Origin of the sequence: Mesorhizobium sangaii (genome assembly GCF_014207355.1) — a bacterium.
GTDB lineage: Bacteria > Pseudomonadota > Alphaproteobacteria > Rhizobiales > Rhizobiaceae > Mesorhizobium > Mesorhizobium sangaii.
This window is the reverse complement of record NZ_JACHEF010000003.1, coordinates 169,078-194,604: the sequence shown is the minus strand read 5'-3', so window position 1 is coordinate 194,604 and position 25,527 is coordinate 169,078. Positions and strand designations below refer to the sequence as shown.

Annotated in this window: 22 protein-coding genes; 7 read left to right on the top strand and 15 right to left on the bottom strand. The window is 62.9% G+C overall.

What is annotated here, in order from left to right:
- Window positions 1-137: 137 nt before the first annotated feature.
- The 3 genes from HNQ71_RS15955 to HNQ71_RS15950 all read left to right on the top strand — a co-directional run bounded on the left by HNQ71_RS15955 (window position 138) and on the right by HNQ71_RS15950 (window position 2,083).
- Window positions 138-323, top strand: a complete 186-nt coding sequence (locus HNQ71_RS15955) for a hypothetical protein (protein ID WP_184874366.1) — start codon at window positions 138-140, stop codon at window positions 321-323.
- A 339-nt stretch (window positions 324-662) separates the two neighbouring features.
- Window positions 663-797 carry a hypothetical protein gene (locus HNQ71_RS35505; protein WP_013894968.1) on the top strand — a complete coding sequence of 45 codons (135 nt, stop codon included), beginning with the start codon at window positions 663-665 and terminating at the stop codon, window positions 795-797.
- Window positions 798-1,144: 347 nt separating this feature from the next.
- Entirely contained in the window at window positions 1,145-2,083 is a 939-nt protein-coding gene (locus tag HNQ71_RS15950; protein ID WP_425352300.1) for a GlxA family transcriptional regulator, read from the top strand.
- Window positions 2,084-2,099: 16 nt separating this feature from the next.
- Here HNQ71_RS15950 and HNQ71_RS15945 read toward each other — a convergent pair whose 3' ends face one another.
- The 15 genes from HNQ71_RS15945 to HNQ71_RS15875 form a co-directional block, all read right to left on the bottom strand.
- Complete coding sequence (locus HNQ71_RS15945) at window positions 2,100-2,891, bottom strand: ATP-binding cassette domain-containing protein (protein ID WP_184873523.1); 792 nt, start codon at window positions 2,889-2,891, stop codon at window positions 2,100-2,102.
- On the bottom strand, window positions 2,888-3,661 hold the full coding sequence (locus HNQ71_RS15940; RefSeq protein WP_184873522.1) for an ABC transporter permease: 774 nt from the start codon (window positions 3,659-3,661) through the stop codon (window positions 2,888-2,890). Before HNQ71_RS15940 ends, HNQ71_RS15945 begins: the two co-directional genes overlap by 4 nt.
- An 89-nt stretch (window positions 3,662-3,750) precedes the next feature.
- A complete protein-coding gene (locus tag HNQ71_RS15935) occupies window positions 3,751-4,701 on the bottom strand; it encodes an ABC transporter substrate-binding protein (protein ID WP_184873521.1) in 951 nt (316 codons plus the stop codon).
- A 161-nt stretch (window positions 4,702-4,862) separates the two neighbouring features.
- Window positions 4,863-5,207: a peptidase inhibitor family I36 protein gene (locus HNQ71_RS15930; protein ID WP_184873520.1), complete on the bottom strand. Its 345-nt coding sequence runs from the start codon at window positions 5,205-5,207 to the stop codon at window positions 4,863-4,865.
- A gap of 87 nt (window positions 5,208-5,294) precedes the next feature.
- Window positions 5,295-6,143 carry a DUF1194 domain-containing protein gene (locus tag HNQ71_RS15925; protein ID WP_184873519.1) on the bottom strand — a complete coding sequence of 283 codons (849 nt, stop codon included), beginning with the start codon at window positions 6,141-6,143 and terminating at the stop codon, window positions 5,295-5,297.
- A 95-nt stretch (window positions 6,144-6,238) separates the two neighbouring features.
- Window positions 6,239-8,800, bottom strand: coding sequence for a GcvT family protein (locus HNQ71_RS15920; protein ID WP_184873518.1), 2,562 nt, complete (start codon window positions 8,798-8,800; stop codon window positions 6,239-6,241).
- A 160-nt stretch (window positions 8,801-8,960) separates the two neighbouring features.
- Complete coding sequence (locus HNQ71_RS15915; RefSeq protein ID WP_184873517.1) at window positions 8,961-9,719, bottom strand: FkbM family methyltransferase; 759 nt, start codon at window positions 9,717-9,719, stop codon at window positions 8,961-8,963.
- Window positions 9,716-10,948: a hypothetical protein gene (locus HNQ71_RS15910; RefSeq protein WP_184873516.1), complete on the bottom strand. Its 1,233-nt coding sequence runs from the start codon at window positions 10,946-10,948 to the stop codon at window positions 9,716-9,718. The genes HNQ71_RS15915 and HNQ71_RS15910 overlap by 4 nt, the downstream gene beginning before the upstream one ends.
- A gap of 23 nt (window positions 10,949-10,971) precedes the next feature.
- Window positions 10,972-12,402: an aspartate aminotransferase family protein gene (locus tag HNQ71_RS15905; RefSeq protein WP_184874365.1), complete on the bottom strand. Its 1,431-nt coding sequence runs from the start codon at window positions 12,400-12,402 to the stop codon at window positions 10,972-10,974.
- 104 nt (window positions 12,403-12,506) lie between these two features.
- Window positions 12,507-13,514 (bottom strand): NAD-dependent epimerase/dehydratase family protein, encoded by a 1,008-nt coding sequence (locus HNQ71_RS15900; RefSeq protein ID WP_184873515.1) that lies wholly within the window; start codon window positions 13,512-13,514, stop codon window positions 12,507-12,509.
- Window positions 13,511-13,942, bottom strand: a complete 432-nt coding sequence (locus tag HNQ71_RS15895; protein WP_184873514.1) for an EamA family transporter — start codon at window positions 13,940-13,942, stop codon at window positions 13,511-13,513. Before HNQ71_RS15895 ends, HNQ71_RS15900 begins: the two co-directional genes overlap by 4 nt.
- 124 nt (window positions 13,943-14,066) lie before the next feature.
- Window positions 14,067-15,419: an FAD-binding oxidoreductase gene (locus HNQ71_RS15890; protein ID WP_184873513.1), complete on the bottom strand. Its 1,353-nt coding sequence runs from the start codon at window positions 15,417-15,419 to the stop codon at window positions 14,067-14,069.
- A 2-nt stretch (window positions 15,420-15,421) separates the two neighbouring features.
- A complete protein-coding gene (locus HNQ71_RS15885; protein WP_184873512.1) occupies window positions 15,422-16,855 on the bottom strand; it encodes a UbiA family prenyltransferase in 1,434 nt (477 codons plus the stop codon).
- Between the two features lie 227 nt (window positions 16,856-17,082).
- Complete coding sequence (locus HNQ71_RS15880) at window positions 17,083-17,346, bottom strand: hypothetical protein (protein ID WP_167392187.1); 264 nt, start codon at window positions 17,344-17,346, stop codon at window positions 17,083-17,085.
- A gap of 176 nt (window positions 17,347-17,522) precedes the next feature.
- Complete coding sequence (locus tag HNQ71_RS15875; RefSeq protein ID WP_184873511.1) at window positions 17,523-20,012, bottom strand: mechanosensitive ion channel family protein; 2,490 nt, start codon at window positions 20,010-20,012, stop codon at window positions 17,523-17,525.
- Window positions 20,013-20,219: 207 nt separating this feature from the next.
- Between HNQ71_RS15875 and HNQ71_RS15870 the strand changes: the two genes are divergently transcribed.
- The 4 genes from HNQ71_RS15870 to HNQ71_RS15855 are packed head-to-tail and all read left to right on the top strand — an operon-like array spanning window position 20,220 to window position 25,371.
- Complete coding sequence (locus tag HNQ71_RS15870; protein WP_184873510.1) at window positions 20,220-21,479, top strand: sarcosine oxidase subunit beta; 1,260 nt, start codon at window positions 20,220-20,222, stop codon at window positions 21,477-21,479.
- A 10-nt stretch (window positions 21,480-21,489) separates the two neighbouring features.
- Window positions 21,490-21,786 carry a sarcosine oxidase subunit delta gene (locus tag HNQ71_RS15865; RefSeq protein WP_184873509.1) on the top strand — a complete coding sequence of 99 codons (297 nt, stop codon included), beginning with the start codon at window positions 21,490-21,492 and terminating at the stop codon, window positions 21,784-21,786.
- A complete protein-coding gene (locus HNQ71_RS15860; RefSeq protein WP_184873508.1) occupies window positions 21,783-24,791 on the top strand; it encodes a sarcosine oxidase subunit alpha in 3,009 nt (1,002 codons plus the stop codon). Before HNQ71_RS15865 ends, HNQ71_RS15860 begins: the two co-directional genes overlap by 4 nt.
- Window positions 24,784-25,371, top strand: a complete 588-nt coding sequence (locus HNQ71_RS15855) for a sarcosine oxidase subunit gamma (protein WP_184873507.1) — start codon at window positions 24,784-24,786, stop codon at window positions 25,369-25,371. Before HNQ71_RS15860 ends, HNQ71_RS15855 begins: the two co-directional genes overlap by 8 nt.
- Window positions 25,372-25,527: the final 156 nt, after the last annotated feature.

Here is a 25,527-nt window from a genome sequence, read left to right as displayed (position 1 = left end):
CATCGAGGCAGGACGCATTGGAAGTGGCCACGGAAACGACCACGACACAAACCTGCAATCGACATGAAATGCGGTTGAAACAAAAGCGACGTAACCATCTCACCGTCTGGCATCTGCCAGCACCAAAGGAGAAAGAAATGTCTATCCTGTCGTCCATCGGTCGGATCGCGACCGAATTCAGCGCAGCCCGCGCCCGCTACCAGACCGAACGTGCTATCCACTCTCTGCCGATCGAACTGCAGAAGGACATCGGCTGGCCTGAAGCTGCCGACACCAAGACCGGCATTCGCAACGGCGTCGGATCCTGGGCTGGAGCAAAGTAAATCGTGTGTACCATGTACTGAAGGCCTGCCGCGCGGCCCGCCCGGCAGGCCTTCTCTGTTTTATTTGTATTCAAACGAGTTTTGGAGCCATGTCGCCAGCGCATGACGCATATGAGCAAGCCGCATAGCGACCCAGTTTCCCAATTAGTCCCTTGTAAACAATTGCAAATTTCGAGCATGTTGCCCAAATTTGTCGCAATCGGTGTCGCATTTCATAACAAGCGCTTCGCTTTTGCGATTTAGTTTTTTCTTACACAAGCCTATATCAGCGTCAGCAAACGAGCTGCCCCACTCCATCAAGCGAAGGCGACCCGTCTGAGCAACCGAATGGAGATGATCATGAAGCTTTTTGCCCGCCTCTTCGCCCGCCGCGAAATGAACCTGACCACCGCTCTCGAGCGTCAGCGCCTCGCCAACACCATGCCCGGCCAAACCGGCGCGATGGCTGCGGCGCGTCTCGGCTTCGTCGCCTGAACCTTTTTGCAGGCAGCGCTTCCCTGCCGCTGCTTTAAAACTGCAACGCCGCCTGGTTCCTCCCAAGGCGGCGTTTTTGTTTCCGCCGCAAGGCGTAATCTGGCTGTTCCTGAACAGTTGGGCGTCTCGTGCAGGCCTCGCTGAACACCCGATTGCCCATTTGCGACCCATGTCGCAAATTTAATCGTGTCCTGGCCGCGTAGCCGATTGACAGACATGGTTTTTCCTGATGTCGCTATGCTAATCGCGACATCCTGTTCGCGCCATGGCTGCGTGAGGTTCCCTTGAACGCCGTAAAGCATCCGATCAAGCGATCGTTTGTATTCTTTCTTATTCCCGATTTCACCATGATCGCGTTTGCGACCGCGCTCGACCCGTTGCGCTCGGCCAACCGCATGCTTGGCTATGAGGCCTATCGCTGGCGCCTCGCCAGTATCGACGGCAAGCCGGTGCGCGCCTCGAACGGGGTCGAATGCGCGGTCAACACCTCGCTGGAGGAAGAGCGCAAGAAGATGGCGGGCCCTGACCGGCCGAACATGGCCATCGTCTGCAGCGGCGTCAATGTCGAGCGCTACCAGAACAAGTCGGCCTTCGCGTGGCTGCGCGAGGAGTACAATCGCGGCGTCGCCGTCGGCGGCCTGTGCACGGGCGCGCATATTCTCGCCGCCGCGGGCCTGCTGTCCAACAAGCGCTGCGCCATCCACTGGGAGAACCTGCCGGGCTTTTCAGAGGCGTTCCCGAAGGCCAATGTCTTTGCCGACCTCTTCGAGATCGATCAGAATATCTACACCTGCGCCGGCGGCACCGCGGCGCTCGACATGATGCTGAAGCTGATCGGCGACGATTTCGACGAAAACCTCGTCAACCGCGTCTGCGAGCAGGTGCTGACGGACCGCGTTCGCAGCCCGACCGACCGCCAGCGCCTGCCGCTGCGCGCCCGCCTCGGCGTACAGAACTCGAAGGTGCTGACCATCATCGAACTGATGGAGGCGAACCTGTCCGAGCCGCTGTCGCTGATCGAGATCGCCGACCATGTCGACCTGTCGCGCCGCCAGATCGAGCGGCTGTTCCGCACCGAGATGGGACGGTCCCCTGCCCGCTACTATCTGGAAATCCGGCTCGACCGCGCCAGGCATCTGCTGATCCAGTCGTCGATGCCGGTGGTCGAGGTGGCGGTCGCCTGCGGCTTCGTCTCGGCCTCGCATTTCTCCAAATGCTACCGCGAGCTCTATGCCCGATCGCCGCAGCAGGAGCGCGTCGACCGCAAGCAGTTGCTGGCGGCCTGAGCCGGCACAAGGTTACCTAGGCGCTCTGCGCCTGCGCCGTGCGCATTGCCTCGACGCGGATATCCTCGGTCAGCCGTGCCTTTAGCGCCGAGAATTCCGGGCTGGTCTTCAGCGTGTAGTGGCGCGGATGCGGCAGGTCGATGGCGACATCCGACTTGACGCGGCCGGGTCGGGCAGTCATTAAGATCACCCGCGACGCCATGAAGATCGCCTCCTCGATGTCGTGCGTGACGAACAGCACCGTTTTCTTGCGACGCTCCCAGATGCCGAGCAGCAGCTCCTGCATCAACCCGCGTGTCTGGTTGTCGAGCGCGCCGAACGGCTCGTCGAGCAACAGGATCTCGGGATCGTTGGCCAAAGCGCGGGCGATCGCCGTGCGCTGCTGCATGCCGCCGGAAAGCTGCTTCGGCCAGTGGTTCTCAAACCCTTTCAGCCCGACGAGATCGACATAGGAAGCAACGATCCCATCACGCTCTTTCTCGGCCATGCCGCGCTCGCGCAGGCCGAAGGCGATGTTCTCGGCCACCGTCAGCCAGGGAAACAGCGTGTAGGACTGGAAGACCATGCCGCGATCCGGCCCCGGCCGGGTCACTGCCTTGCCGTCGAGCAGCACCCGGCCTTCGCTTGGCGCTTCCAGCCCGGCGACAATTCTGAGCAGTGTCGACTTTCCGCAGCCCGATGGACCCAGGATGGTGATGAAGTCATTGGCCGCGACCGCAAGGTCGACCGGCATCAGCGCCTTGACCGGCTCCCCGCCGCGTACGCCGGCGAACGTGCGCGAAACGCCTTCGATGAGAAGCTTGCTCACGCCAGGCTCCACGGAAAGAGCCAGCGGTTGAAGGCCTTGAAGGCGAAGTCGGACAACAGTCCGATCAGCCCGATGACGATGATGCCGAAGATGATCTGCCCCGTCGCCAGCCGCGACTGGCTGTTGATGATCATGTAACCGATGCCGGAGGACGAGCCGATCAGCTCGGCGACGATGACATAGGTCCATGCCCAGCCGAGCACCAGCCGCAACGTCTCGGCGATCTCGGGCGCATTGGCCGGCATGATCACACGGCTGACGATGCCGTTGTTGGTGGAGCCCAGCGTATAGGCAGCCTCGACCAGGTCGCGCCGCGTGCTGCCGACCTTGACCGCGATGATCAGGATGATCTGGAACACCGAGCCGACGAAGATGACGAGCAATTTTTCCAGTTCGCCAATGCCGGCCCACAGGATGAGCAGCGGGATAAAAGCCGAGGCCGGCAGGTAGCGGGCAAAGGAGACGAATGGCTCCAGAAACGCCTCCACCGGCTTCCAGGCGCCCATGGCAATGCCGAGCGGCACCGCGACCACCGAGGCCAGCAGGAAGCCGCCGAAGACGCGCCAGATGGTGATCAGTATGTCGAGCCAGAAACGATCCTCGACCAGCAGCCGCCAGCCATCCCGCAGCATCGACAGCGGATCGGCGAGGAAGATGCGATTGACGTGGCCGCCAAACGTGATCCACGCCCAGAAGGCAACGAACAGCACGAAGAAGGAAATGCCGAACACCGTTCGGATGCCCGGCGAGACTGGATGCAAGGGGCGCATCTTCAAATCGTCCCCATCTTCAAATCGTCACTTGTCCAGGAGAAAACGGCGGCGCTCGGCGCCGCCGCCAGATGACGAAGGCCGGACTGTCAGTTCGACACCGCGCTGGTGTCGGCGAGCGTAGTGACGTCTGGCGCTTCCTTGATCAGCCCCATCTGCAGCAGAAGATCGCCGGCGGTCTTGGAAAAGTCCTGGAATTCCTTGGTGAAGAACTGTTTGTTCTCGGCCTTGTCGGCCCATTTCAGGTACTTCGCCGAATCCTCGAATTCCTTGGCCGACTGCTTCACGTCGGCGCCCATGATCTCGTAGGATTTCTGCGGATCGCTCTTGATCAGGTCGAGCGCTTCGAAATAGCTGTCGGCAAGTGCTTTGGCGGCACCGGGATTGGCCTTGAGGAACTCGGGCGTGCAGCCGACCGTGTCGAGCACCATCGGGTAGTCGAGCGTCGTCGCCAGGATATGGCCCTGGTCGGATTTGCCGCGCACCGCCGAGATGAACGGTTCATAGGTGACGGCGGCGTCGTTCTGGCCGGCGAGGAAGGCCTGCGCCGCCGCGTCCGGCTCCAGATTGACGACGGTCACATCCTTGGTCGACATGCCGTTCTTGTTCAGCACCCAGGCGAGCATGAAATAGGGCGACGTGCCCGGTGCCGAGGACGCGACATTCTTGCCCTTGAGGTCGGCGACGGTCTTGATGTCGTTGCGGGCGACGATACCGTCGGCGCCATAGGACTTGTCGAGCTGGAAGATCTGCTTGGTGGTGACGCCGCTGGCGTTCCAGACCAGCCAGGTCTCGACCGTGGTGGCGGCGCATTGCAGGTCGCCGCTGGCGATGGCGAGCGGCCGGCTCGCTTGCGGCACCTTCTTCAAGGTCACGTCGAGGCCGTGCTTCTCGAACAGGCCTGCCTGCTTGGCAAGCGTCAGCGGCGCGAAGCCGGTCCAGCCGCTGATGCCGATGGTGACCGATGTGGCAGCCATCGCCGGTGCCGACAAGCCGGCGGCAAGTGTCAATGTTGCGGCAAGAACGGCGATCCTGGTCATGTCAGTTCCCCTTTTGTTTTCTCTGAGGAAATTGTGTCACAGAGGCCAATCGGCTTGTCAATGAACAGGATGGTGAGGTGCAACGCGGACCAGTGCCGATAGCCACTGGATCGCCCGCCTGCCGCCGAAATGGCATCAGGCGCCAGAAATCCGGCATGCATTCAGTAGTCGTCGCAATAACACTCCGCCGACGAGATGCGGTCGTTCCACTCGCTGCCGCCGAAATTACGGACCCTGCGCCTGATCTCGATCGAACGGCCGCCCATCCGCGAGTCTTCATAGGCAACCAGCGTGCAACCACGGCGGACGATCACCGACGACACACGGTCGTTCCAGAACTGACCGCCGCGAAAATTCACGGAATCGTCGGACCCAATGCCGATAGACCGCCCGCGAAAATTTGCATGCTCGAACATGATGCAGGCGGGCTCATCATTGTATTGGGCGCTGGCGCCGTCAGCAAAAAGCACGGAAGCGACGGCAGTCAGGATGGCAAGACGTTTCATCTGGTGTTTCCTCGGTTCTGCCCGCAGCCCCGCCGCCCAATGGCGCAGCCTCGCCAGTTTGCCATTGCTTCGTCTGGAGAGGCAAGTCTAGCGGCTGTCGAACATCCAGCTGCGGTTGCGCCACATTTTCTCCCCGACCAGGCAGTCGCTGGCGGGCGCGTCCTGCGCCAATACAACTGGAGGATGCGCGGCTTCTTCCGCCGCCCATTGCGGTGAGGCCGGGCCGGCAAGCTCCAGCACCAGCTTGCGGCGGATGGCTTCGGGAAATTGCGTCCAGTCGTTGACCGGGATCATGAAGGCTCCAGGACCGCCGATGACGCAGTCACTGTAATAGCGATCGAGATTGTTGACGTCGTAGACGCCGGAAAAGCCGCCTCGGGTCATCAGCGGCAGCCCGTTGATGACGATGCCTTGCTTGACCAGCCCGTCGCGGGTGAGGTTGACCGGCGCGCCCTGGTTGTTGGGACCGTCACCCGAAATGTCGATGACCCGCTTGTCTCCCTGGTAGCCGCTTTCAGCGAAAAGATCGCTGCCGAACTCCAGCGCGCCTGAGATCGAGGTGCGCCGTGCGCTGCCGGGCGGCTGGGCCGACAATTGCGCAACCACACGCTCTGCGTCGGCGCGATCGGCGATCACCGTCCACGGCACGATGACGCGCTGCCAGGTGGTCCCGGCCCACTCGACATAGGTGACCGCGATCTTGCCATGGGCGCCGTCGGCGATCGCCTGCAGCACGTTGTCGTGTGTCAGCGCCGCCGCGTAGCCGTGACGTTGGATCTCGAGTTCGTCGGGCGACATCGACAGCGAAACATCGACGGCCAGCACCAGCTCGACATCGACCGGTTCATCCGCGAGGGACACCGGCGTCAGCCAGAGCATCAGTGCCATCGCGGCGCTGCCCGACAAGACATGTCTTGCACATGAAAAAGCAGACATGCCCGCAAGGGTAAGCGAGAATCGTCCGATTAAAAAGTGAAAAGCCCGGCCAAGAGCCGGGCTTCGCGTTCACGCTGTTTCGCGCTTGCCGGTACTCAGCTGCGCGGCTTGAGGTTTTCCGGATCGTAGAGCGGCTTGTAGCCGACCGCGGCGACTTCGACCGGATAGGTCTCACCGAAATACTCGATGGCGAGCTTGCGGCCTTCCTGGGCATACGCCCACGGCAGATAGGCGAGACCGATGTTCTTGCCGATGGTCGGCCCATAGGCCATCGAGGTCGTGAACGACCGGCGGCCGAGTTCGTCGACCAGCGTTTCGCCCGTCTTCGGGTCCATCACCGGCATCGTGCCGACGGGATAGCGGGCAACGCCTTTCGAATCGACATGTTCGGTCATCACCAGCGTGCACAGCGTGGCCGGCTGGTGCTCGCGCGCGCGGTACTCGACATGCCTGGCCTTGCCGCAGAAATCGTTCTCCTTGACCTTCGGTCGGGCTAGATCGGCTTCGAGCAGATTGTACTCGGTCAGCAGGTCGGCATTCTGCAGGCGCAGGCTCTTTTCCATGCGGCGCGTGTTGGCATAGGTTTCGACGCCAAAGGGCATCACGCCGGTCGAGCGCAGCGCGTCCCAGACGGCGAGACCATCCTCGTAGCGCATATGCAGTTCCCAACCCTGCTCGCCGACATAGGAGATGCGGAAGGCGGTGACGTCCTTGCCGCCGATCCGGACCGGCTTGATCGCCGCGAACGGGAAGTTTTCAAGCGAGAGCCCGTCCGGATTCTCGACCACCTTCTGCAAGGTCGCCCGGGCATTCGGACCCCAGATGCCGATAGTAACGAATTTCTCGGTCACATCCGTGATGGTGACGTCGAAACCTTTGTCCTGCGCGGTTCGACGCATGTACTGGAAGTCGCGCGGGCCGGCGTCCGCCCCGTCGATCAAACGACAGCGGTCGGCCATGCGAATGACGGTAAAGTCGGCGCGCACCATGCCTTCCTCGTCGAGGAAGTGGGTGTAGATGCCCTTGCCGATGTTGTTGTCGCCGCCGATCTTGGCCGCGCACAGCCATTCCAGCAACGCCACATGGTCAGGCCCTTCGACGTCATACATCGAGAAGTGCGACAGGTTGACGATGCCGCAATCCTCGCTCATGGCGAGGTGTTCGGCATTGGAGACGCGCCAGAAATGGCGGTTGTCCCACTCGTTCTCGCGCACCGGCACGCGGTTGCCGTATTTCTCCAAAAGATACTCGTTGGCGGCATAGCCGTGCGCGCGTTCCCAGCCGCCCAGTTCCATGAAATAGCCGCCGAGTTCCTTCTCACGCTCCCAGAACGGCGAGCGCCTGATGTTGCGGGCTTTGGAGAATGGTTCGCGCGGATGCACCGCCGGATTGTAGACTTTCATCGCCGTTTCGGTGCAGCGGTCCCAGATGAACTGCTCCTTCGTCTGGTGCGGATAGAAGCGCGCATAGTCGATGGCGTGATGGTCGATCGCCGTGCGGCCATCGGTCATCCAGTCAGCGATCAGTTTGCCCATGCCAGGACCGTCCTTGACCCAGATGGCGACGGCATACCACAGGCCCCTCACCTTCTGGCTTTCGCCCATCGAGGGGCCGCCATCCGCAGTCACCTGCAAGAGACCGTTGAAGGAATGGCTCTCGTTGTAGCCGAGTTCGCCCAGGATCGGCGTCAGCTCCATGGCGCGTTCGAGCGGCCCCAGAATTTGCTCCATGTCGAGATCGCGCTGCGACGGTGAAAGCCGGGCCTGGTCCTTCTCCAGCAGGTCGCGCGGATGGCAAAGGCGCGGATTGGTCTCTTCGTAATAGCCCCATTCGATCTGCCCGCCCTCGGCGGTCTTGGGATCGCCGGTGTCGCGCATATAGGCCGAATTGCCCTGGTCGCGCAGCAGCGGCCAGCCGATCTCCTTGCCGGTGCCGGCGAACTCGTTGTACGGGCCGAAGAAGGTCAACGGATGGTCGATCGGCATGACCGGCAGATCCTCGCCAACCATCTCCGCGATCAGCCGGCCCCAGATGCCGGCACAGACCACGACGTAATCGGCCTCGATGGTGCCGCGATCGGTCACCACGCCGGTGATGCGGCCGTCCTTGACGATGAGCGACTTTGCCGGCGTGTTGGCGAAGGATTTGAGCTTGCCGGACGCTTCCGCCTGGTCGACCAGCTTGCCCGCGACGGTCTGCGAGCGCGGGATGACGAGACCGGCATCGGGATCCCACAGGCCGCCCTGCACCATCGCTTCTTCGATCAGCGGAAACTTCTGCTTGATCTCGGCCGGTTCGATCAGACGGGCGCGCGTGCCAAAGGCCTTGGCCGAGGCGATCTTGCGCTTGATCTCCTCCATGCGGCCGTCGTCGCCGACGCGAGCCACTTCGAGGCCGCCGATGCGCGCGTAGTGGCCCATCTTCTCGTAGAAATCGATTGAGTACAGGGTCGTCCAGCACGACAGGAAATCATGGCTGGTCGTGTAGCAGAAGTCGGAGGCATGCGCCGTCGAGCCGATGTCGGTCGGGATGCCGGACTTGTCGATGCCGACAATATCGTCCCAGCCGCGTTCGATCAGGTGATGGGCGATCGATGCGCCGACAATGCCGCCCAGGCCAACGATGACGACCTTCGCCTTTTTCGGAAACTCTGCCATTGCCCGCGACTCCAAAGTGATAAAGCGGGCGGACTATAGGGCGGAGCGGTGGCGCTGATGAAGCCTGTTTGCGACATTGGCAAAAAGCCGAGCGACCAGACAGCCGAATGGTTCACATCAGGCGCCTAGGGCGGTTTTCTATTTCTGCCGGAAGATCAGTTCAGGCGAAGGCCCACACATCCTCGGCCTGGAAGCCCACCTGATAGCCTGACGTCTTCAACTTGACCACGACCTGGCCGATCTCGGCCGCCGGCAGCGCGCCGACCTCGACCTTGATCATGCCTGGGCGATAGCGCTTGAGGTCAAGCTGTTCGAAGACCACCCAGTCGGCGCCCTCGCAATCGACGAGGAAAGCATCGATATGGCTGATGCCGTTGCGGTCGAGCAGGGTTTGCAGCGTTTCCGACGGCACCTCGATATCCCTGAGATGCGGCGCGAACTTGTTGAAATTGGCATCGGCCTCGCCCCAGGCATTCTTGCCCGACATCAGATTGGTGTCGGTCACCGACGAGCAGCCGATGAACTCGATCGGCAACGTGCCGGCCTCGAGTGCGGCGGCATCGAAGGTGTGGACTGTGATCGTGCCCTTCGCCTTGGTGACGGCCACTGGCTCGATGATGAACCGGCTCGTGTCGGGATAGTTGGCGCGCAGCCGTTTCTGATTGTACGGGATCGGCTCGACCAGCATGGCGCGTGCACCAGCTATGCGGTGCAGCCACGGCGTGACGTCATCGAACAGCGCGCCGTCGCAGGCGCCGACATTGACCATCTGGAACGGACGCCCTGATCCGCCGAAGCGCGCCTTCAGCGCCGCCTTGGCCAGGAATTTCGTGCCGCGCAGCGATGGCCCGCGATCGAGAAGCCCAACGGGAAGACCGAGCGACAGGGCAACGCGCGCCAGGTTGGATACGGAACTCATGACTTCTCTCCGGGAATGACGTGCATGGCGTTGCGATGCTGGCCACGCGTCACTGTCGCCCACAGCGCCATCAGCGGCGTCGCCAGCAGCAGGAACGGCGGGATCAGATTGGGGAAATAGATGCGGGTGTCGTGGATCGGGAACACGGCGAATTTCGCCAACACACCGAGCACCAGTGCTGCAAACAGGATGCCGGCGCGACGCTCGAGGCCAAAGCCGGCGCGGCCGGCCGTGTACCAGCCGGCCAAAGCCAGCACCGACACGCCGACCCAACTGTTCAGGCTGACGGCACGCAACAGCGATGTCGCAAACGCCCGCAGATAGGCAGCGATCGAGAAGGGCGGCTCGAAACCGTCCATATTGTAGTGCTGCTCGATGCTGGAGAACCACAGATGCGGCCACCAGCCGGGGTGATGGGCCCAGTGCGAAATGACGAAATAGGCGACGAAGGACGCGGCGAAGCCTGCCAGCGCGCCCCATGCCTTCTGCCGGAACACGACCAGCAACACCGCGAAAATGGCAAGGAAAACAATGTTGTCCGGCCGCGCCATGAAGGCGAGGAAGAGCAGGATCGCCGTAGCCGCCTCGCGGCCGCGGACATAGGCGTAAAGCCCACCGAGGAACAGTGCCGAGCACAACAGATCAGGCGTCGAGGCGCGCGCCGCGTCGCCGAAGTCGGCCATGATCAGCACCGCACCGACCAGAGGCGCCAGCGCCAGTGCCCGCTCCGAGCGCAGCCAGAGCAGCGCGATCGCGCCGAACAACAGCACGGACAACACCGAAATCAGCCGCATCGCCTCGACCGGCGACATCACCGAGCTCATCGTCGACAGGATCTCGGCATAGAGGAACTTGATCCGGTACATGCCGAGCAGAGAATGGAAGTCGGCGGCATTCTCCGCCATATGGCTGCGGAAGCCGCCGCCATCATCGGTCAGCATCTTGTAGTCGCCCGCCGACACGCCGGCCTTGACGGTGCTGTAGGCATAGTCGTGCAGTGCCTGCGCATCGGGATAGGTGCCTTCATCGGCGATGGCGAGATAGGGCAGCATGTCCCAGTTGGCGTCCGGCATCACCCATGCCGTGAACGCCGTCAACAGGATGTAGAGCGCGAAAGCCGCCGCACCGATGGGTGCCGCCAACCGCGCATATGTCCCCTCGCCCCACGCCAGGCCGGCCTCGGTGAGCCGGTCGAGTGGGTTTTTCGCAAGGGGAGACTTGGTCAGCATGATATTGCTCAGCGAACTTCGCTTTAACGGACTTGGCTTTTGACAAAATCCTTCACGATCGACACGATGCCGCGCGACAGCAGGCTGTCGAAGGCATCGACGAAGCGGTCGACGTGCTCGCGCTGGCAGATCAGCGGCGGCTCGAGCCGGATGACGTTGCGATTGTATTCGGTGAAGGCGACGAGCACGTCGTAGTCACGCAGCAAGAGCGCGCCGACGAAGCCGGACAGCGAGCCTTTCAGCTTGTCGTCGAGCACGCTGACGATCGGCCGCAGCACCATCGGCAAGGTCTGCGAGAAGTCGTGGAACTCCAGGCCGACCATGAAACCTTTGCCGCGCACGTCCTTGATGATCTTAGGATATTTGTCCTTGAGCGCCTGCAGCCGCTGCAGCAGGTAATCGCCGGTAACGGCGGCGTTGTCGATCAGCCCCTCGTCGTAGAGCACGTTGAGCCCCTCGATCGAGGTGACGCAGGCCTCGCCCATGCCGCCGAAGGTCGCCATCGCATGGATCATCGCCGTCTTCGGCGTGCCGTAAGCCTTCATGTAGACCTCGCGCCTGGCAATCATCGCACCGACCGCCGCCTTGCCTGCACCAAGCGACTTGGCCAGCGCCGTCACGTCAGGAATGACGCCGTAATGCTCGAAGGCATAGAAGCGGCCCGAGCGGCCATAGCCACACTGTACTTCGTCGGCGACCCACAGCACTCCATACTGGTTGCAGAGCGCGCGCAGATTCTGCCAGTATTCGGCCGGCGCCTGGATGATGCCGCCGCCGCCCTGGATGGTTTCGAGCACGATGACGCCAACCTCCGGGTCGGAGCGGAACAAGCGCTCGACCGCTTCGATGTCGGCAAAGGGGATGCGGACTGTATTGTCCGCCATCTTGAAGTCGGCGCGATAAAGCTGGCCGTCGGTGATGCCCAGAACGCCCTTGGTCTTGCCGTGAAAGGAATTCTCGGCATAGACGATTTTCGGCCGCTTCGGGCCTGCGGCGCGCTCGGCGAGCTTGACCGCCGCTTCCATCGCCTCTGAGCCTGACGAGCCGAGGAACACCATGTCGAGATCGCCGGGTGAGCATTTGGCGATGTTGTGCGCCAGGGCCGCCGCATACTGCGACATGAAGGCGATGGCGATCTCCTGGCGCTTCTCCTCCTGGAATTTTTTCCGCGCTTCCAGTATGCGCGGATGGTTGTGGCCGAAGGCCAGCGAACCGAAGCCACCGAAGAAGTCGAGGATCTTGCGACCGTTCTGGTCGATGTAGAACATGCCCTCGGCACGCTCGATCTTGATCTTGTGGAAGCCGAGCAGCTTCATGAAATGCAGCTGGCCGGGATTGAGATGCGCCTTGAACAGGTCGGTCATCACAGCGACGTCCATCGCCTTGGCCTGCTCGACGCTGATCAGGTCGGGCTTGGCGATGGTGGCGGGCGACAGCGCCGGCGCGCTGACCATGGTGCGCGCGCTCGTCTGTTCGGGCTTGGCCATGACGGTCATTTCAATCTCCTGTCTGCGCGTACGACCAGGATCGTGCGCAACGAAAGCTGTTTTGCGAGCCGCTATTCGGCAGGCACGTGTTTGGTGGCGACGGCGTGACCGGCCTTCTTGGCGCGGTACTCGCTGTAGGCGGCGATCAGCATGTCCTCGTCGCGATATTGCGGTACCCAGCCGAGCTGGCGCTCGGCCTTGGAAACATCGAGCACGCACTCTTCGTCGGCGATCAGATATTGCTCCGGATCCATGATCGGCATGTTCATCAGGTCGAGCAGGTCGAGCGTGCGCTTGACCGCCCAGCCCGGCGTCGGGATCAGGATCGATTTCGAACCGGCGTGCCTGATCAGGTCGCCGAGCAGTTTCTTGACGGGCGGGGGGTTGAGCGAGCCCAGATTATAGGCCTCGTTTGGCACCCCGGCCTTCCAGGCGGCGCGCGCGGCCTCGGCGCAGTCGAACACCGAGATGAACTGATAGGGGTTTCTGCCCGAACCGATCATCGGCACCGGAAAACTCCAGTCGATCAGCTTGAACAGTTTTTCCAGAATGCCGAGCCGGCCGGGGCCGATGATCAGGCGCGGGCGAAACAGCGAGATCGACATGCCACGCTTGCGCCATTCGGCAGCCAGTTCCTCGGTCTTCTGCTTCGACCAGCCATATTCGCCAAGCGGCGCGACCGGATGCTCCTCGGTCATCGGCTGGGTGACCGTGTGGCCGTAGATCATGTCGGTCGTGTAATGGACGAGCTTGGGTGCGGCGGCCTTGTCCATCGCCTGCATGATGTGCTCGGTGCCATGGAAATTGACTGGAAAGAAGAAATCGTGCCGCTTGGCGCGCACCTGGATCGGCGACAGCATCTTGGCCGACAAATTGTAGACCATGTCGTCGGCCTTCAGCCCAACCGCGGTAACCGACGCCGGATCGGTGACATCGCACTTGATAAAGCGGACATTGCGGTAGTGCGGCAGGTCGCTCCTGGCGATGTCGGCGACGACAACCTCTTCGCCATCGGCGACAAGCTTCGGGGCAAGGTAGCGACCGACGAAACCGTCACCACCGAAAATCACATGTCTCATCGAATAATCTCGCTGCGAATCTTGTCGGAGGAAAGCGAAGCCGTTTGAGCCTCATTCCCGCGCCCGCTTTGCGCGATCAGCACCGTGCCGACGCAGATGCAGGCGATGCCGGCGATGCGCCAGCCATTGAGATCCTCGCGGAAGACGAAGTAGGCGAAGATGGCGACGGCGACGTAGGCGAGGCTGAGGAACGGATAGGCGAAGGAAAGCTCGACCTTGGACAGCACGTAGAGGTGCGAGGCCATCGAGATGACGAAGGTGCAGAGGCCCAGGAACACCCAGGGGCTGAAGACGATCTGCAACAGCTTGACCAGGGGATTGACGCCCTCGAACGAGATCGGCCCGAGCGACATCATGCCTTGCTTCAGCATCAGCTGCGCAGCGGCATTCGTCATGACGGTAAAGAGAATGAAGACGATGTATTTCATGTGTTCCCAACCACCCCTTCACGCTTCCTATTACAAACCCGCAAACATTTCGTGAAGCTGCGAGACTGTTTTGAGTGAATCGTCAGTTTAATGATTTGATAACCAACAATTACTCAGATTTTATCTATTCCGCCGCCTCGACCGTACCGCGCCGCGTATCGAGCTTCCTAGCCGTCCGAGCCCAGAATGACGACATGAAGGCGGGATCGCGCAATGCCTCCAGCCGCTGCCATTCGGGGAAGGACGAAGCGAAGATGTCGGCGCCCATGCGGGCATCCTTGTAGGGGTTGACCGCGCCGCCGGCCTCGACCGCGATGCGGTCGAGTTCCCGCAGCAGCGCGAGCGTTGCCGCTCCCCTGTTGGGGAAATCCAGCGTCAGCGTATAGCCGGAACGCGGGAACGACAGCAGCGCCGGCGAGCGGATCGAGCCGAACCGCTTCAGCACCGTGAGGAACGACCCCTGCCCGGCCCGCCTTGCAGCCGCCAGCAGCGCCCGCACCGCCTCGCGCGCCGTCTCTTCCGGCACCACGCTCTGGTGCTGGAAAAGCCCTTTCGGTCCGTAAAGGCGGTTCCAATCACGCACGCCGTCAAGCGGAAAGAAGAAGCCCTGGTATCCGACCTGGCGCGGCGCTGCGGACCGGCCCTTCTTCCACCGGTAGGCGGCGTTGAAGGCGGTCAGGAACCGCCGGTTGAGGACATTGAACGGCGGCTGGACCGGCACCGATAGTGAGCCGCCGGCGCGCGCGGCCGAATGCGAGCCGTGCTCGGCGTGATTGCCCGTGAACAGCAGGCCGCGACCGCTGTTGCGGCCGCTGGCCAACTGATCGATCCAGGCGACCGCATATTCATTGGCCTGGTCGGCCGCCTCGGCCAGACCGAAAAACTCGCCGAGATCGCGAAACGGCGTCGCCGTCTCGATGATGTCGAGCGAAGGCACCCGCATCAGCCGGATCGAGGCCGACAGGATGAGGCCGGTGAGCCCCATGCCGCCGATCGTCGCCCGAAACAGCCGCGCGTTGTCGGTCGCCGAACAGCGACGGGTCTTTCCGTCGGACCTGAGCAGCGTCAAGGCCTCGACATGGCAGCCGAAGGTGCCGCGCCGATGATGGTTCTTGCCATGCACGTCATTGGCGATGGCGCCGCCGAGCGTGACGAATTGCGTGCCTGGAACAACCGCCGGGAAGAAGCCGTAAGGGGCAGCGTGTGCGATGATGTCGGACAACAGCACACCGGCATCGGCTTCAAGAACGCCTGTCTCGGCATTGAAGGCGCGGATGCTGTTCAGGGACCGCATGTCGACGACCGTACCGGCCTCGTTCTGGCAGGAATCGCCATAGGAACGGCCATTGCCATAGGCGAGCAGCGACGCTGGCTTCGCCTGGCCGCCTTTCAGCAGCGCAATGCCATTGTCGACATCGATCGCGCGCGGCGCCGGCGGTGTGGCAAGGCCAAAGCTCTGGAAGCGTTCGGCGGCCATTCCTACCAGCCCCCGATGACCAGCATCACCGCACCGATCAGCACCACGATCTGGCTGCGCCAGTCGCGGATGATGAAGACGACGGGGTCGTCATGCATCTCGTCGCGGCGCGCCAGGATCCAGACGCGCATGGTGAGATAAAGTACGATCGGCGCCAGCGGCCAGATCAGCCAAGGATGCGGATAAAGCTCACGCACCGCGACGCTGTCCATGTAGAGCGCCAGCACCAGCGCCGAGGAGAAGGCCGAAGCCATTCCGGCCTGGGCGACGATCTCCTGGTCCTCGGTGCGATAGCCGCGGCCGGCAATGCGTTCGCCGGGCGGAATGGCCGTGGTGCGCAGTTCGACGAAGCGTTTCACCAGCGCCAGCGACAGGAAGAAGAAGATCGAGAAGGCGAGCAGCCAGAACGAGACGTCGACGCCGGTCGCGGCCGCACCCGCCAGGACACGGATCGTGTAGAGACCGGCAAGCGTCAGCACATCGACAAGCAGCATGCGCTTGAACGACAGCGAATAGGCTGTCGTGACCGCCATGTAGCCACCAAGCACGGCCAGGAATTCGGGCGACAAAAGCAACCCGGTGCCGATGCCGATCGCCAGCAGCACCGTGATCGCGCCAAGGCCGAACGGAATCGACAGCGCGCCGCTGGCGAACGGCCGGTTGCGCTTGGTGGCGTGCTTGCGGTCGAGCGCAAGGTCGAAGAAATCGTTGAGAATGTAGATGGCCGAGGCCACCGCGCTGAACGAAACGAATGCCAGCATGCATTCCCAGATCATGTCGGTGTTGAAGTATTCATGCGACAGCACCATCGGCACGGCGATCAGCGAGTTCTTGAGCCACTGATGCACGCGCAACATCTTGACGACGGTCCGCAACGTCGGCTTCAGCGTCGGCATCGTCTCGGCGCCGTGTGCTGCCTGCCAGCGCGCGGCATGGCGGTCGGGCGCCACGACGATTGCCGTGCGCGCGACGTCGAAGACCTGGAGGTCGTGGCGGCTGTTGCCGGCATAATCGAAGCCGCCGTCGCCATAGGCCGCGATCAGTGAGGCGCGCTTCCTGCCGGAGGTCAGATTGTCGAAACCGTCGGTAGCCAGCACCCGGTCGAAAATGCCGAGATGGGTAGCGATGGCGTCGGCGAATTTGCGCGGCGTGCCGGTCGCCAGCACGATCTTGCGGCCTTCGGCGTGCTCGGTGCGGAGGCGGCAGAGCAACGCCTCGCGATAGGGCAGCGATGCCGGGTCGATGTCGATGCGCTGGGCGATCGCCTGCTTCAACCGGGCCGGCCCGCGGGCGGCCCAGAAAGGCACGAGGAAGATATAGAGCGGGTTCTTCTTGAGGAGGATGAACAGCCCTTCCCACAACAGGTCGGTGGCAATCAGCGTGCCGTCGAGATCGACCGCAAACGGTATTGCGTTCCTGTCCGACCGCGCATCCATAGCCCGTCCTGCCCTGCCACCGTATGATCCGGAAAACCGGAGCCTCGTTGCGCGCCGCGTTTCGGCGTCTTGAAGCTGATATAGCCGGGAACGGCATAGCGAACGTTAAAACGCCCGGATGCAGGCGGTTGTCGCGGCGGTATTTCCAGCGTCATTGTTAAGCAAACGCTACCGCAAACAATAAAAGGCCGGGCAAATGCCCGGCCTTTTCCGTCATGTCGCCGGAATTACTTGATGCGGGCAACGCCGCCCGAGATTTCGACGGTTTCGGAGCCGGTGAGAGCTTCGAGATCGCCATTGGGCAAGGTGACGAAGCAGCCGTTCGGGCAGAATTCAACGGTTTCGCCAGCGGCCAGCGCAAGGTCGGATTTGCTGCCGCCCTCCGTCACGATCAGCGTGCGGGTCTCGGCGTCCTTGTTGACCGCGCTGGCGGCATGGGTCGAGCCGATGGCAGCGGCCAAAGCGACGGCAGCGACGAGAGACTTCCACATGTTGCAATATCGGTGTTCCCACCGCCTCTGTTGCATTTCGCAAGGCATTTTCGCCTTTGCATGGGAGCTTATATGAGATGGAAGCTGAACCGCAACTGAATGCCGCATTCATGCCGCAATTGGCTTTGGCCGGTTGCGAGCGCGCCCGTTCAAGGGCCAGTTGACTGACTACACCCCTAGTCCGGATCGGGCTTGCGCACCTTGCGTCCCGTTTTGGCGAGCTTTCTTGCTTCGGCCGCGGCTTCCACCTTGGCCTGTTCCTGTTCGGCAAAGTCGGCCTCGATCTTGTCGTCGTCGGTCGGCCAGGCCTCTGGCTTGCGCACCTCGACGACAGCGCGTGGCGTCGAGGGAATCTCGATATGCTCGCCGTTGAATTTCTCGAGCACGGCAAAGCGGATGTCGTTCTGCGCGATATTGCCGTTCATCACATCGGCCAGGAACACGCGGATCTCGAATTCAAGTGCGGCCGCACCGAAATTGGAAAACAGCACGAAAGGTTCCGGGTTCTTCAGCACCATGGGGTGGCTGCGTGCGATGTCCAGCAGGATGGCATGAACCTGTTTGACGTCGCTGCCATAGGCGACGCCGACCTTGATGTCGACGCGGCCAAGCTTGTTGCGATGCGTCCAGTTGCCGACGGCGTTGTTGATCAGGTTCGAATTGGGCAGGATTACCGACTGCCGCTGGAACGTCTCGATCTCGGTGGCGCGCACGCTGATCTTCTTGACGGTGCCGCTGACGTCGCCGGCGACAATCCAGTCACCGACCTTGAAGGGCCGCTCGGCCAAAAGGATCAGGCCGGAGACGAAATTGGACACCACATTCTGCAGGCCAAAGCCGATGCCGAGGGAAAGAGCACCGGCGACCAGCGCGAGATTGGACAGGTCAATGCCTGCAGCCGAGATGCCGACGAGTGCCGCCAGCGCAACACCGGAGTAACCGACCGCCAGCCGGATCGAGTTGCGCACCCCGGTATCGACCTTGCCGCGCGCCATCACTGAACCGTCGAGCCAGCCCTGGAACCAGCGCGTCAGGAAATAGCCAATGATGAAGACGACGATGCCGGAAAGGATGCCGGTGACCGAAATCGTCACCGAACCGACGGTGATCCCGGTTGCCAGCCTGTAGGCCCAGGCCTCGATGTCGCCGGGCTGGAAACCCCACATCAACAGGATCAGCGGCAGGAAGACCAGCACGATCATCAAGTTGATGGCTACGCTGACGGCGAGGCCGAGTTGATCGAGGGCGGCGTCATCGTAACTCGAATTGGCCGACAGCCAGCGCCCAACGGAAGTGTCGGCGAAAGCGCCCTCCTCGCCGATCGCCCGCGCCGACAGGAAGCCGATATAGGAAGTGATGAGGATGGTGCCGGTGACCAACACCTGCACCGAGACAAAGATGGCAAGGCCAATATAGCCGAGCAAGGACGCAGCGATGGTGAACAGACCAAGCGCAAGCGCCATGTAGCGCAGCCATGCCGGCCACGGACGCCAGCTTCCATCACGCGCCCTGAACGGCCGCAGCATCGCCATCAGGATCAGGATCACGCCAAAGATGATCGTGGCGCCGAAACTCCGGGCGATGGTCAGCGACAGCGGCGAGCCCATCTTGTCGTTGACGATGGACAGGAAATAGTTGACGCCGATGACCACTGCCATGGCGGTCGTCAGCCGCACCAGCCAGCGCGCCGGGCCGGTTTCGACGGGAATGAGCCGCCAGTTCGGCAGCCGCGGCTCGAGCGCCGCATTGGTCAGCCGGTTGACGCCGAACACCACGGCGATGACAGCCGCCAGCGCGTTCAGGAAGACCCCGATGTCGCCACGCAACACATTGTAATAGTTGAATAAGAATACCGTGGAGGCCAGGAATACGCTGACCGCCAGTGACGGCAGCAAAGTCGACCAGAACGCCACCGACAGACGGCTGAGGTAGGACGGTTCCTCGACCGTCGGGTCGGCTTCAAAGACCCGCCCGAACAGGCGCCTGCCCCCGACCAGCAGCACCAGCGCAAGTCCGAGCGCCACGAATGTCGCAGCCAGGATGGCCTTGAACTTGAACTTGAAAGCAAAGATCAGCCAGGACGACACCGCCTTGTACAGGTTGGCGTATTCGTCATGGGCGTCGGAGAAGACCTCAGGGCTCAGGGCATCGGACAGCACGTAGCGCTTGGTCAAAAGGTTGCGGAACAGCGCGCTGCGCATGTTGCCGATTTTGTCGACCAGCCCGCTGATGCGGATCGACAGGTTCTGCGCGCTGGCGACAACCGCGTTGATCTCGGCCTTTTCCGACGCCAGCGCCTGGCGTTCGCCGGTCACTATGTCGGGCTCCTGCGGCTGCCCCGCCGCAGGCGGCGGGCCCAGCACCTCAATCCGATTGTTGATGTCGGTGAGGCGCGATCGAAACGCCAGCGCACTGGTAAGTGCCGCACGCGACATGTCCTCCAGTTGCAGACGAATATCGACGAGTGAGGCATCGTCCTCACCGTCCTGCTGTATTTTCTTCTCGAGATCGTCAGTCTTGGCCGTCAGGCCCTGGATGACTTTCTGCTGATCGGTGATCAAACCGGCAGCGCCCTGACCGAGCGCTTGCGCCATCGCATCAAACGAAGGCGGCGCCGAGACGACAAGCGCTAGGATCAAAATGAGGCGAAGCAACCGGAAAAGCATGATTTGTTGGCGACTCACGAGCGGCAAAGGCATCTAAAAAGCCTGTCATTGATAAAGACGGCCATATCATGGGGCAAGCCGTCGCATCTGATCACTCGACTCATCCGATCGCGGGCGTCGGCCAGTCGAAAGGCGATGGCGCAATATTGGCTTTGCGGATGCGGCCTGCTCTATAGTCTGCCGCATCGCCCGAACCGGATGACAATGATGGCAGAGTACTCGGCCTTTTCGCTGCTCGCGAACGCGCTCAAGGGAAACAAGGACTGGAAGCCGGCCTGGCGCAAGCCGGATCCGAAGGCGTCCTATGATGTCATCATCATCGGCGGCGGCGGTCACGGGCTGGCAACCGCCTACTATCTCGCCAAGGAACACGGCATCACCAATGTCGCGGTGCTGGAAAAGGGCTGGCTCGGCTCCGGCAATGTCGGCCGCAACACGACGGCCGTGCGCTCGAACTATCTGCTGCCCGCCAACACCCGCTTCTACGAGCATTCGATGAAGATGTGGGAGAACCTGTCGCACGAACTCAATTACAATGTCATGTTCTCCCAGCGCGGCTGCCTGAACCTGGCGCACACGCCGGCCCAGTTCGACGATTATGCACGGCGCGGCAACGCCATGCGCCATCTCGGCGTCGATGCTGAATTGATGACGCCAGCGCAGATCAAACGCCTGATCCCGGCGCTCGATATCTCCGACAGCGCACGCTTCCCGGTGGTCGGCGGCCTGATGCAGCGGCGCGCCGGCACCGCCCGCCACGATGCGGTCGCCTGGGGCTATGCGCGCGGCGCCGACCGTCGCGGCGTCGACATCATCGAGAATTGCGAGGTCACCGGCTTCCTGCGCGACGGCGACCGCGTCACCGGCGTCACCACGTCGCGCGGCGATATCCGCGCCAGGAAGGTGGCCGTAGCGGTCGCAGGCAGCACCGGGCGAGTCATGCAGTTGGCGGGCGTCGAGACGATGCCGATCGAAAGCCACGTGCTGCAGGCCTTTGTCACCGAATCGCTAAAGCCCTTCATCGACACCGTCGTCACCTTCGGCATGGGCCATTTCTACATGTCGCAGTCGGACAAGGGCGGCCTCATCTATGGCGGCGACATCGACGGCTACAACAGCTATGCCCAGCGCGGCAACCTGCCCATCGTCGACGAGGTAATGAGCGAGATGCTGGCGCTGTTTCCGGGCCTTGCCCGCGTGCGCATGCTGCGCTCCTGGGGCGGCGTCTGCGACATGTCGATGGACGGCTCGCCGATCATCACCACCGGCCCCCTGCCCGGCATGTATCTCAACTGCGGCTGGTGCTATGGCGGCTTCAAGGCGACGCCGGCCTCGGGCTGGTGCTTTGCCTGGACCATCGCCAAGGATCAGCCGCACGACTTCAACGCCCCCTTCACGCTCGACCGCTTCCACCGCGGCCTGGTGATCGACGACAAGGGCCAGGGTGCAAACCCGCGGCTGCATTAGGTAAAGTCCCATGTTGATCACCTGTCCATATTGCGGCCCGCGCGACGTCGTCGAATTTACCTATCAAGGTGACGGCAACCGCGAGCGTCCCGACCCCGCCTCGCAGAATTTCGAGGCATGGAACGCCTATGTCTACGACCGGCTGAACCCGGCTGGCGATCACAACGAAATCTGGCAGCATTCCGGCGGTTGCCGCGCGCATCTCAGGGTCGTGCGCAATACGCTGACGCATGAGATTTTGAGCGTCGCCTTCATACGCGGCGCCCACACCTCGACCGCGCGCCGCAAGGCGGAGGACAAATCATGAGCCCGCGCCGCACCGACACCGGCGGCCGCATCGACCGGCTGAAAACCATCCGCTTCACCTTCGACGGAGCGGCCTATACCGGCCATGCCGGCGACACGCTGGCGTCGGCGCTGCTGGCCAAGGGCGTCACCCTCTATGGGCGTTCATTCAAATACCACCGCCCGCGCGGCCTGCTCACCGCAGGCGTCGAAGAGCCCAACGCGCTGGTGACAGTGCTGAAGGGCGAGGTTCGCGAGCCCAACATTCCGGCGACCATGGTCGAGATCCATGACGGGCTGGTCGCCATCAGCCAGAACCGCTTTCCCTCGCTTGCCTGGGACATCAACGCCGTCAACCAGCTCGGCGGCAAGATCCTGTCGGCCGGTTTCTATTACAAAACCTTCATGGGGCCGGTGATCGGTCCGCTCAAGGGCACACGCTTCTGGATGTTCTGCGAGCATTTCATCCGCCGCGCCGCCGGTCTCGGCAGCGCCGGATCGGCGAAGGACCCGGCCCGCTACGAACGCATGAACGCCTTTTGCGACGTGCTGGTGGTCGGCTCCGGCCCGGCCGGGCTGATGGCCGCCAAGGCCGCTGCCGATCAGGGCGCCCGGGTCATGCTGGCTGATCTTGAGCCGCGGTTCGGCGGCTCTGCCAACTGGTCGGGCGAAACCATCGATGGCGCACCGGCCGCCGACTGGGCCCGCCGCACCGTCGCCCAGCTCGAAGCCCGCGACAATGTCCGGCTTTTGCCGCGCACCACGGTCTGGGGCTACTACGACAACAACACGCTTGCCGCGCTCGAAAGGGTCAGCGACCACAAGGAACAGCCCGGCAAGGGCGAGCCGCGCCATCGCTATTGGGCGATCCGCGCCCGCTCCGTGGTGCTTGCCACCGGCGCCTTCGAGCGGCCACTGGTGTTCCCCGGCAATGACAGGCCGGGCGTGATGCTGGCGCATGCCGCCGAGCGCTACGCCAACGAGTTCGGCGTGCTGCCGGGCGAACGGATCGCGCTGTTCACCAACAATGACAGCGCCTACCGAACGGCCGTCGCCTTGAAGAAGGCGGGTGCCTCGGTCGTCGCCATTGTCGACGTCAGGCCAGAGCCTTCAGCCGAGATGCGCAAGCTGGCCGCCGAAGCCGAGGCCGAGATCTTCGCCGGCCATGCGGTCATCGCCACCGAGGGCGGCAAGGCGCTGTCCGGCCTCAAGCTGCAACGCTTCGACATGGCCAATGGCTCGCTCACCGGCGACGCCCGCAGCATCCATGCCGATTGCCTGCTGATGTCGGGCGGCTGGTCGCCGACCATCCATCTGGCCAGCCAAGCCGGCGCCAAGGCCGAGTGGAACGCCGCGCGGCAGGCTTTCCTGCCGCCGAAGCCGACGCAGCAATGGCCAACGCAGCACTGGATTGGCGCCGGCGCCTTCACCGGCAGTTTTTCCACCACCGAAGCCATCGCCGAAGGCCGCGCCGCCGGCCTTGCCGCGGCCGGTGGAACCAGCACGCCGGCGGCGTTGCCCACTGTCGAAGCCGTTCCTGGCGACCCCGATCCGGCGCCGGTGTTCGAGATCAGGGCCAAGGGCAAGAGCTTTGTCGATTTCCAGCACGACGTGACTGCGGAGGATGTGCGGCTGGCGCATCGCGAAGGCTTTGTCTCGGTCGAGCACCTGAAGCGCTACACCACGCTCGGCATGGCGACCGACCAAGGCAAGAGCTCCAATGTTCCAGGCCTTGCCATCATGGCCGAGGCGCTGGGCAAGCCGATCCCCGAGGTCGGCACGACGCGCTTCCGCCCGCCCTTTGCGCCCGTATCGATCGGCTCGCTGGCGGCGGAACGCTTCGGCGACCTGAAACCCGAGCGGCTGACGCCGATGCATGACTGGCATCTCGCCAATGGCGCGACGATGTATTCCGCCGGTCTCTGGTACCGTCCGATGATCTACGGCCATGCCGGGGAGACGGTCGAGCAGGCCTATGTGCGCGAAGCCAAGGCGACGCGTGACAGCGCCGGCATCGTCGATGTGTCGACACTGGGCAAGATCGCCGTGCAAGGGCCCGACGCCGCCGCATTCCTCGACCGCGTCTACACCAACATGTTTTCGACACTGGCGGTCGGCAAGGCCCGCTACGGGCTGATGCTGCGCGAGGACGGCCTCGCCTTCGACGACGGCACCACCTGGCGGCTGGGCGAGCAGGATTTCCTGATGACCACCACCACGGCCAACGCCGGCAAGGTGATGCAGCATCTGGAGTATTTCCTCGACGTGATCTGGCCGGAGCTCAAGGTGCACGTCACCTCGGTGACCGACGAATGGGCGGGCGCCGCGATCGGCGGACCGAAGGCCAGGCAAATCCTGGCTGCTTGCGTCACCGGCACATCGGTCGACAACGCCACCTTGCCCTTCATGGGCATTGTGCGCGGCGAGATATCGGGTGTCCCGGTGATGATCTGCCGGCTCTCATTCTCCGGGGAAATGGCCTTCGAGGTCTATTCCGGTGCCGGCCATGGCACCCATGTCTGGGAGGCGCTGATCGAGGCCGGCAAGCCGTTCGGGCTGATCACCTACGGGCTCGAGGCGCTGGGCACGATGCGCATCGAAAAGGGCCATGTCACCGGCGCCGAGATCGACGGCCGCACCACCGCGCGCGACCTGCATCTCGACTGGATGCTGTCGAAGAAAAAGCCGTTCATCGGCTCGGCGATGATGGACCGCGAGGGCCTGATCGCGTCTGACCGTCTGGAACTCGTCGGCCTGATCGCTCTCGACAACCGGCCACTCAATGGCGGCGCGCACATCGTAGAGCAACTCGATGAGGCCAATCCACACGGCTCGATCGGCCACATCACCGCCTGCTGCTATTCGCCGGCGCTCGGCAAGCACATTGCGCTGGCGCTGGTCAAGGGCGGCAAGGCAAGGCACGGTACGCGCGCCAATGTCTCCGATCCGTTACGCAACCGGTTCGGACCGGTCGAGATCGTCTCCAACCATTTCTTCGATCCGGACGGGAGCCGCATGCATGGTTGAGCGACAATCACCGCTCGAGCCGGAGTTTCACATTGGCTCGCATGGCAATTTCGAACACGGCGTCGAGATCATCCTGACCGAGACCGGGCCCGGCTCGATCGTGCAACTGGCAGCCTGGCCGGGTGAGGAGAAGAAGCTGATTGCCGCCATCCGTACCGTCACCGGGCTTGCGTTGCCCGATGGCGCCGGCGGCGGCCTGAGCGACGGCATGAAGTCGGTTTTCGGCTTCGCACCGGGAAAATTCACCGTTGCCGATGAAGCCGAAGGCCTGGCCGGCGCCTTTGCCAAGGCGGTTACCCCGGCCATCGGCACGGTGACCGACCTTTCGCATGGTCGCACCGCCATTCGCATCGCCGGGCCGAAGGCCGAATGGGTGCTGGCGAAATTCTTCGCCATCGACTTCGCGCTGCCGGCCTTTCCGGTCGGCGCCGGCCGCTCGACCGCCCATCACGACGTCTTCGCCCAGATCCAGCGCACCGGCTCCGACCAGTTCGACATCTATGTCTTCCGGTCGTTCGCACGCTCGTTCTGGAAGGCGCTCTGCCATGCCAGCGAGGAAGTCGGCTACGAGGTGCAATAGGCAGCGCGGCCGGATGGCCGCGTCGCCTCTGCTTCTGGCATCAAGGCCAGCCGGTTCTGCCGCTAGAGAATCGCGCCGCGGGCCGCCATGATGGGAAACGTGGCCGCCAGACCGGCCCAAGGGATATGAAAATCCCGTCTCAGACTCGGCACATTC

What these genes read in the sequence shown, in the direction of transcription:
- HNQ71_RS15910 (WP_184873516.1), bottom strand. Translation starts at nt 10,948, where the DNA reads ATGCTGACCAAGTCTCCCCTTGCGAAAAACCCACTCGACCGGCTCACC.
- HNQ71_RS15885 (WP_184873512.1), bottom strand. Translation starts at nt 16,855, where the DNA reads ATGGATGCGCGGTCGGACAGGAACGCAATACCGTTTGCGGTCGATCTC.
- HNQ71_RS15905 (WP_184874365.1), bottom strand. Translation starts at nt 12,402, where the DNA reads ATGGTCAGCGCGCCGGCGCTGTCGCCCGCCACCATCGCCAAGCCCGAC.
- HNQ71_RS15920 (WP_184873518.1), bottom strand. Translation starts at nt 8,800, where the DNA reads ATGGCAGAGTTTCCGAAAAAGGCGAAGGTCGTCATCGTTGGCCTGGGC.
- HNQ71_RS15895 (WP_184873514.1), bottom strand. Translation starts at nt 13,942, where the DNA reads ATGAAATACATCGTCTTCATTCTCTTTACCGTCATGACGAATGCCGCT.
- HNQ71_RS15950 (WP_425352300.1), top strand. Translation starts at nt 1,145, where the DNA reads ATGATCGCGTTTGCGACCGCGCTCGACCCGTTGCGCTCGGCCAACCGC.
- HNQ71_RS15860 (WP_184873508.1), top strand. Translation starts at nt 21,783, where the DNA reads ATGAGCCCGCGCCGCACCGACACCGGCGGCCGCATCGACCGGCTGAAA.
- HNQ71_RS35505 (WP_013894968.1), top strand. Translation starts at nt 663, where the DNA reads ATGAAGCTTTTTGCCCGCCTCTTCGCCCGCCGCGAAATGAACCTGACC.
- HNQ71_RS15955 (WP_184874366.1), top strand. Translation starts at nt 138, where the DNA reads ATGTCTATCCTGTCGTCCATCGGTCGGATCGCGACCGAATTCAGCGCA.
- HNQ71_RS15935 (WP_184873521.1), bottom strand. Translation starts at nt 4,701, where the DNA reads ATGACCAGGATCGCCGTTCTTGCCGCAACATTGACACTTGCCGCCGGC.
- HNQ71_RS15925 (WP_184873519.1), bottom strand. Translation starts at nt 6,143, where the DNA reads ATGTCTGCTTTTTCATGTGCAAGACATGTCTTGTCGGGCAGCGCCGCG.
- HNQ71_RS15890 (WP_184873513.1), bottom strand. Translation starts at nt 15,419, where the DNA reads ATGGCCGCCGAACGCTTCCAGAGCTTTGGCCTTGCCACACCGCCGGCG.
- HNQ71_RS15940 (WP_184873522.1), bottom strand. Translation starts at nt 3,661, where the DNA reads ATGCGCCCCTTGCATCCAGTCTCGCCGGGCATCCGAACGGTGTTCGGC.
- HNQ71_RS15865 (WP_184873509.1), top strand. Translation starts at nt 21,490, where the DNA reads ATGTTGATCACCTGTCCATATTGCGGCCCGCGCGACGTCGTCGAATTT.
- HNQ71_RS15855 (WP_184873507.1), top strand. Translation starts at nt 24,784, where the DNA reads ATGGTTGAGCGACAATCACCGCTCGAGCCGGAGTTTCACATTGGCTCG.
- HNQ71_RS15930 (WP_184873520.1), bottom strand. Translation starts at nt 5,207, where the DNA reads ATGAAACGTCTTGCCATCCTGACTGCCGTCGCTTCCGTGCTTTTTGCT.
- HNQ71_RS15900 (WP_184873515.1), bottom strand. Translation starts at nt 13,514, where the DNA reads ATGAGACATGTGATTTTCGGTGGTGACGGTTTCGTCGGTCGCTACCTT.
- HNQ71_RS15875 (WP_184873511.1), bottom strand. Translation starts at nt 20,012, where the DNA reads ATGCTTTTCCGGTTGCTTCGCCTCATTTTGATCCTAGCGCTTGTCGTC.
- HNQ71_RS15870 (WP_184873510.1), top strand. Translation starts at nt 20,220, where the DNA reads ATGGCAGAGTACTCGGCCTTTTCGCTGCTCGCGAACGCGCTCAAGGGA.
- HNQ71_RS15915 (WP_184873517.1), bottom strand. Translation starts at nt 9,719, where the DNA reads ATGAGTTCCGTATCCAACCTGGCGCGCGTTGCCCTGTCGCTCGGTCTT.
- HNQ71_RS15880 (WP_167392187.1), bottom strand. Translation starts at nt 17,346, where the DNA reads ATGTGGAAGTCTCTCGTCGCTGCCGTCGCTTTGGCCGCTGCCATCGGC.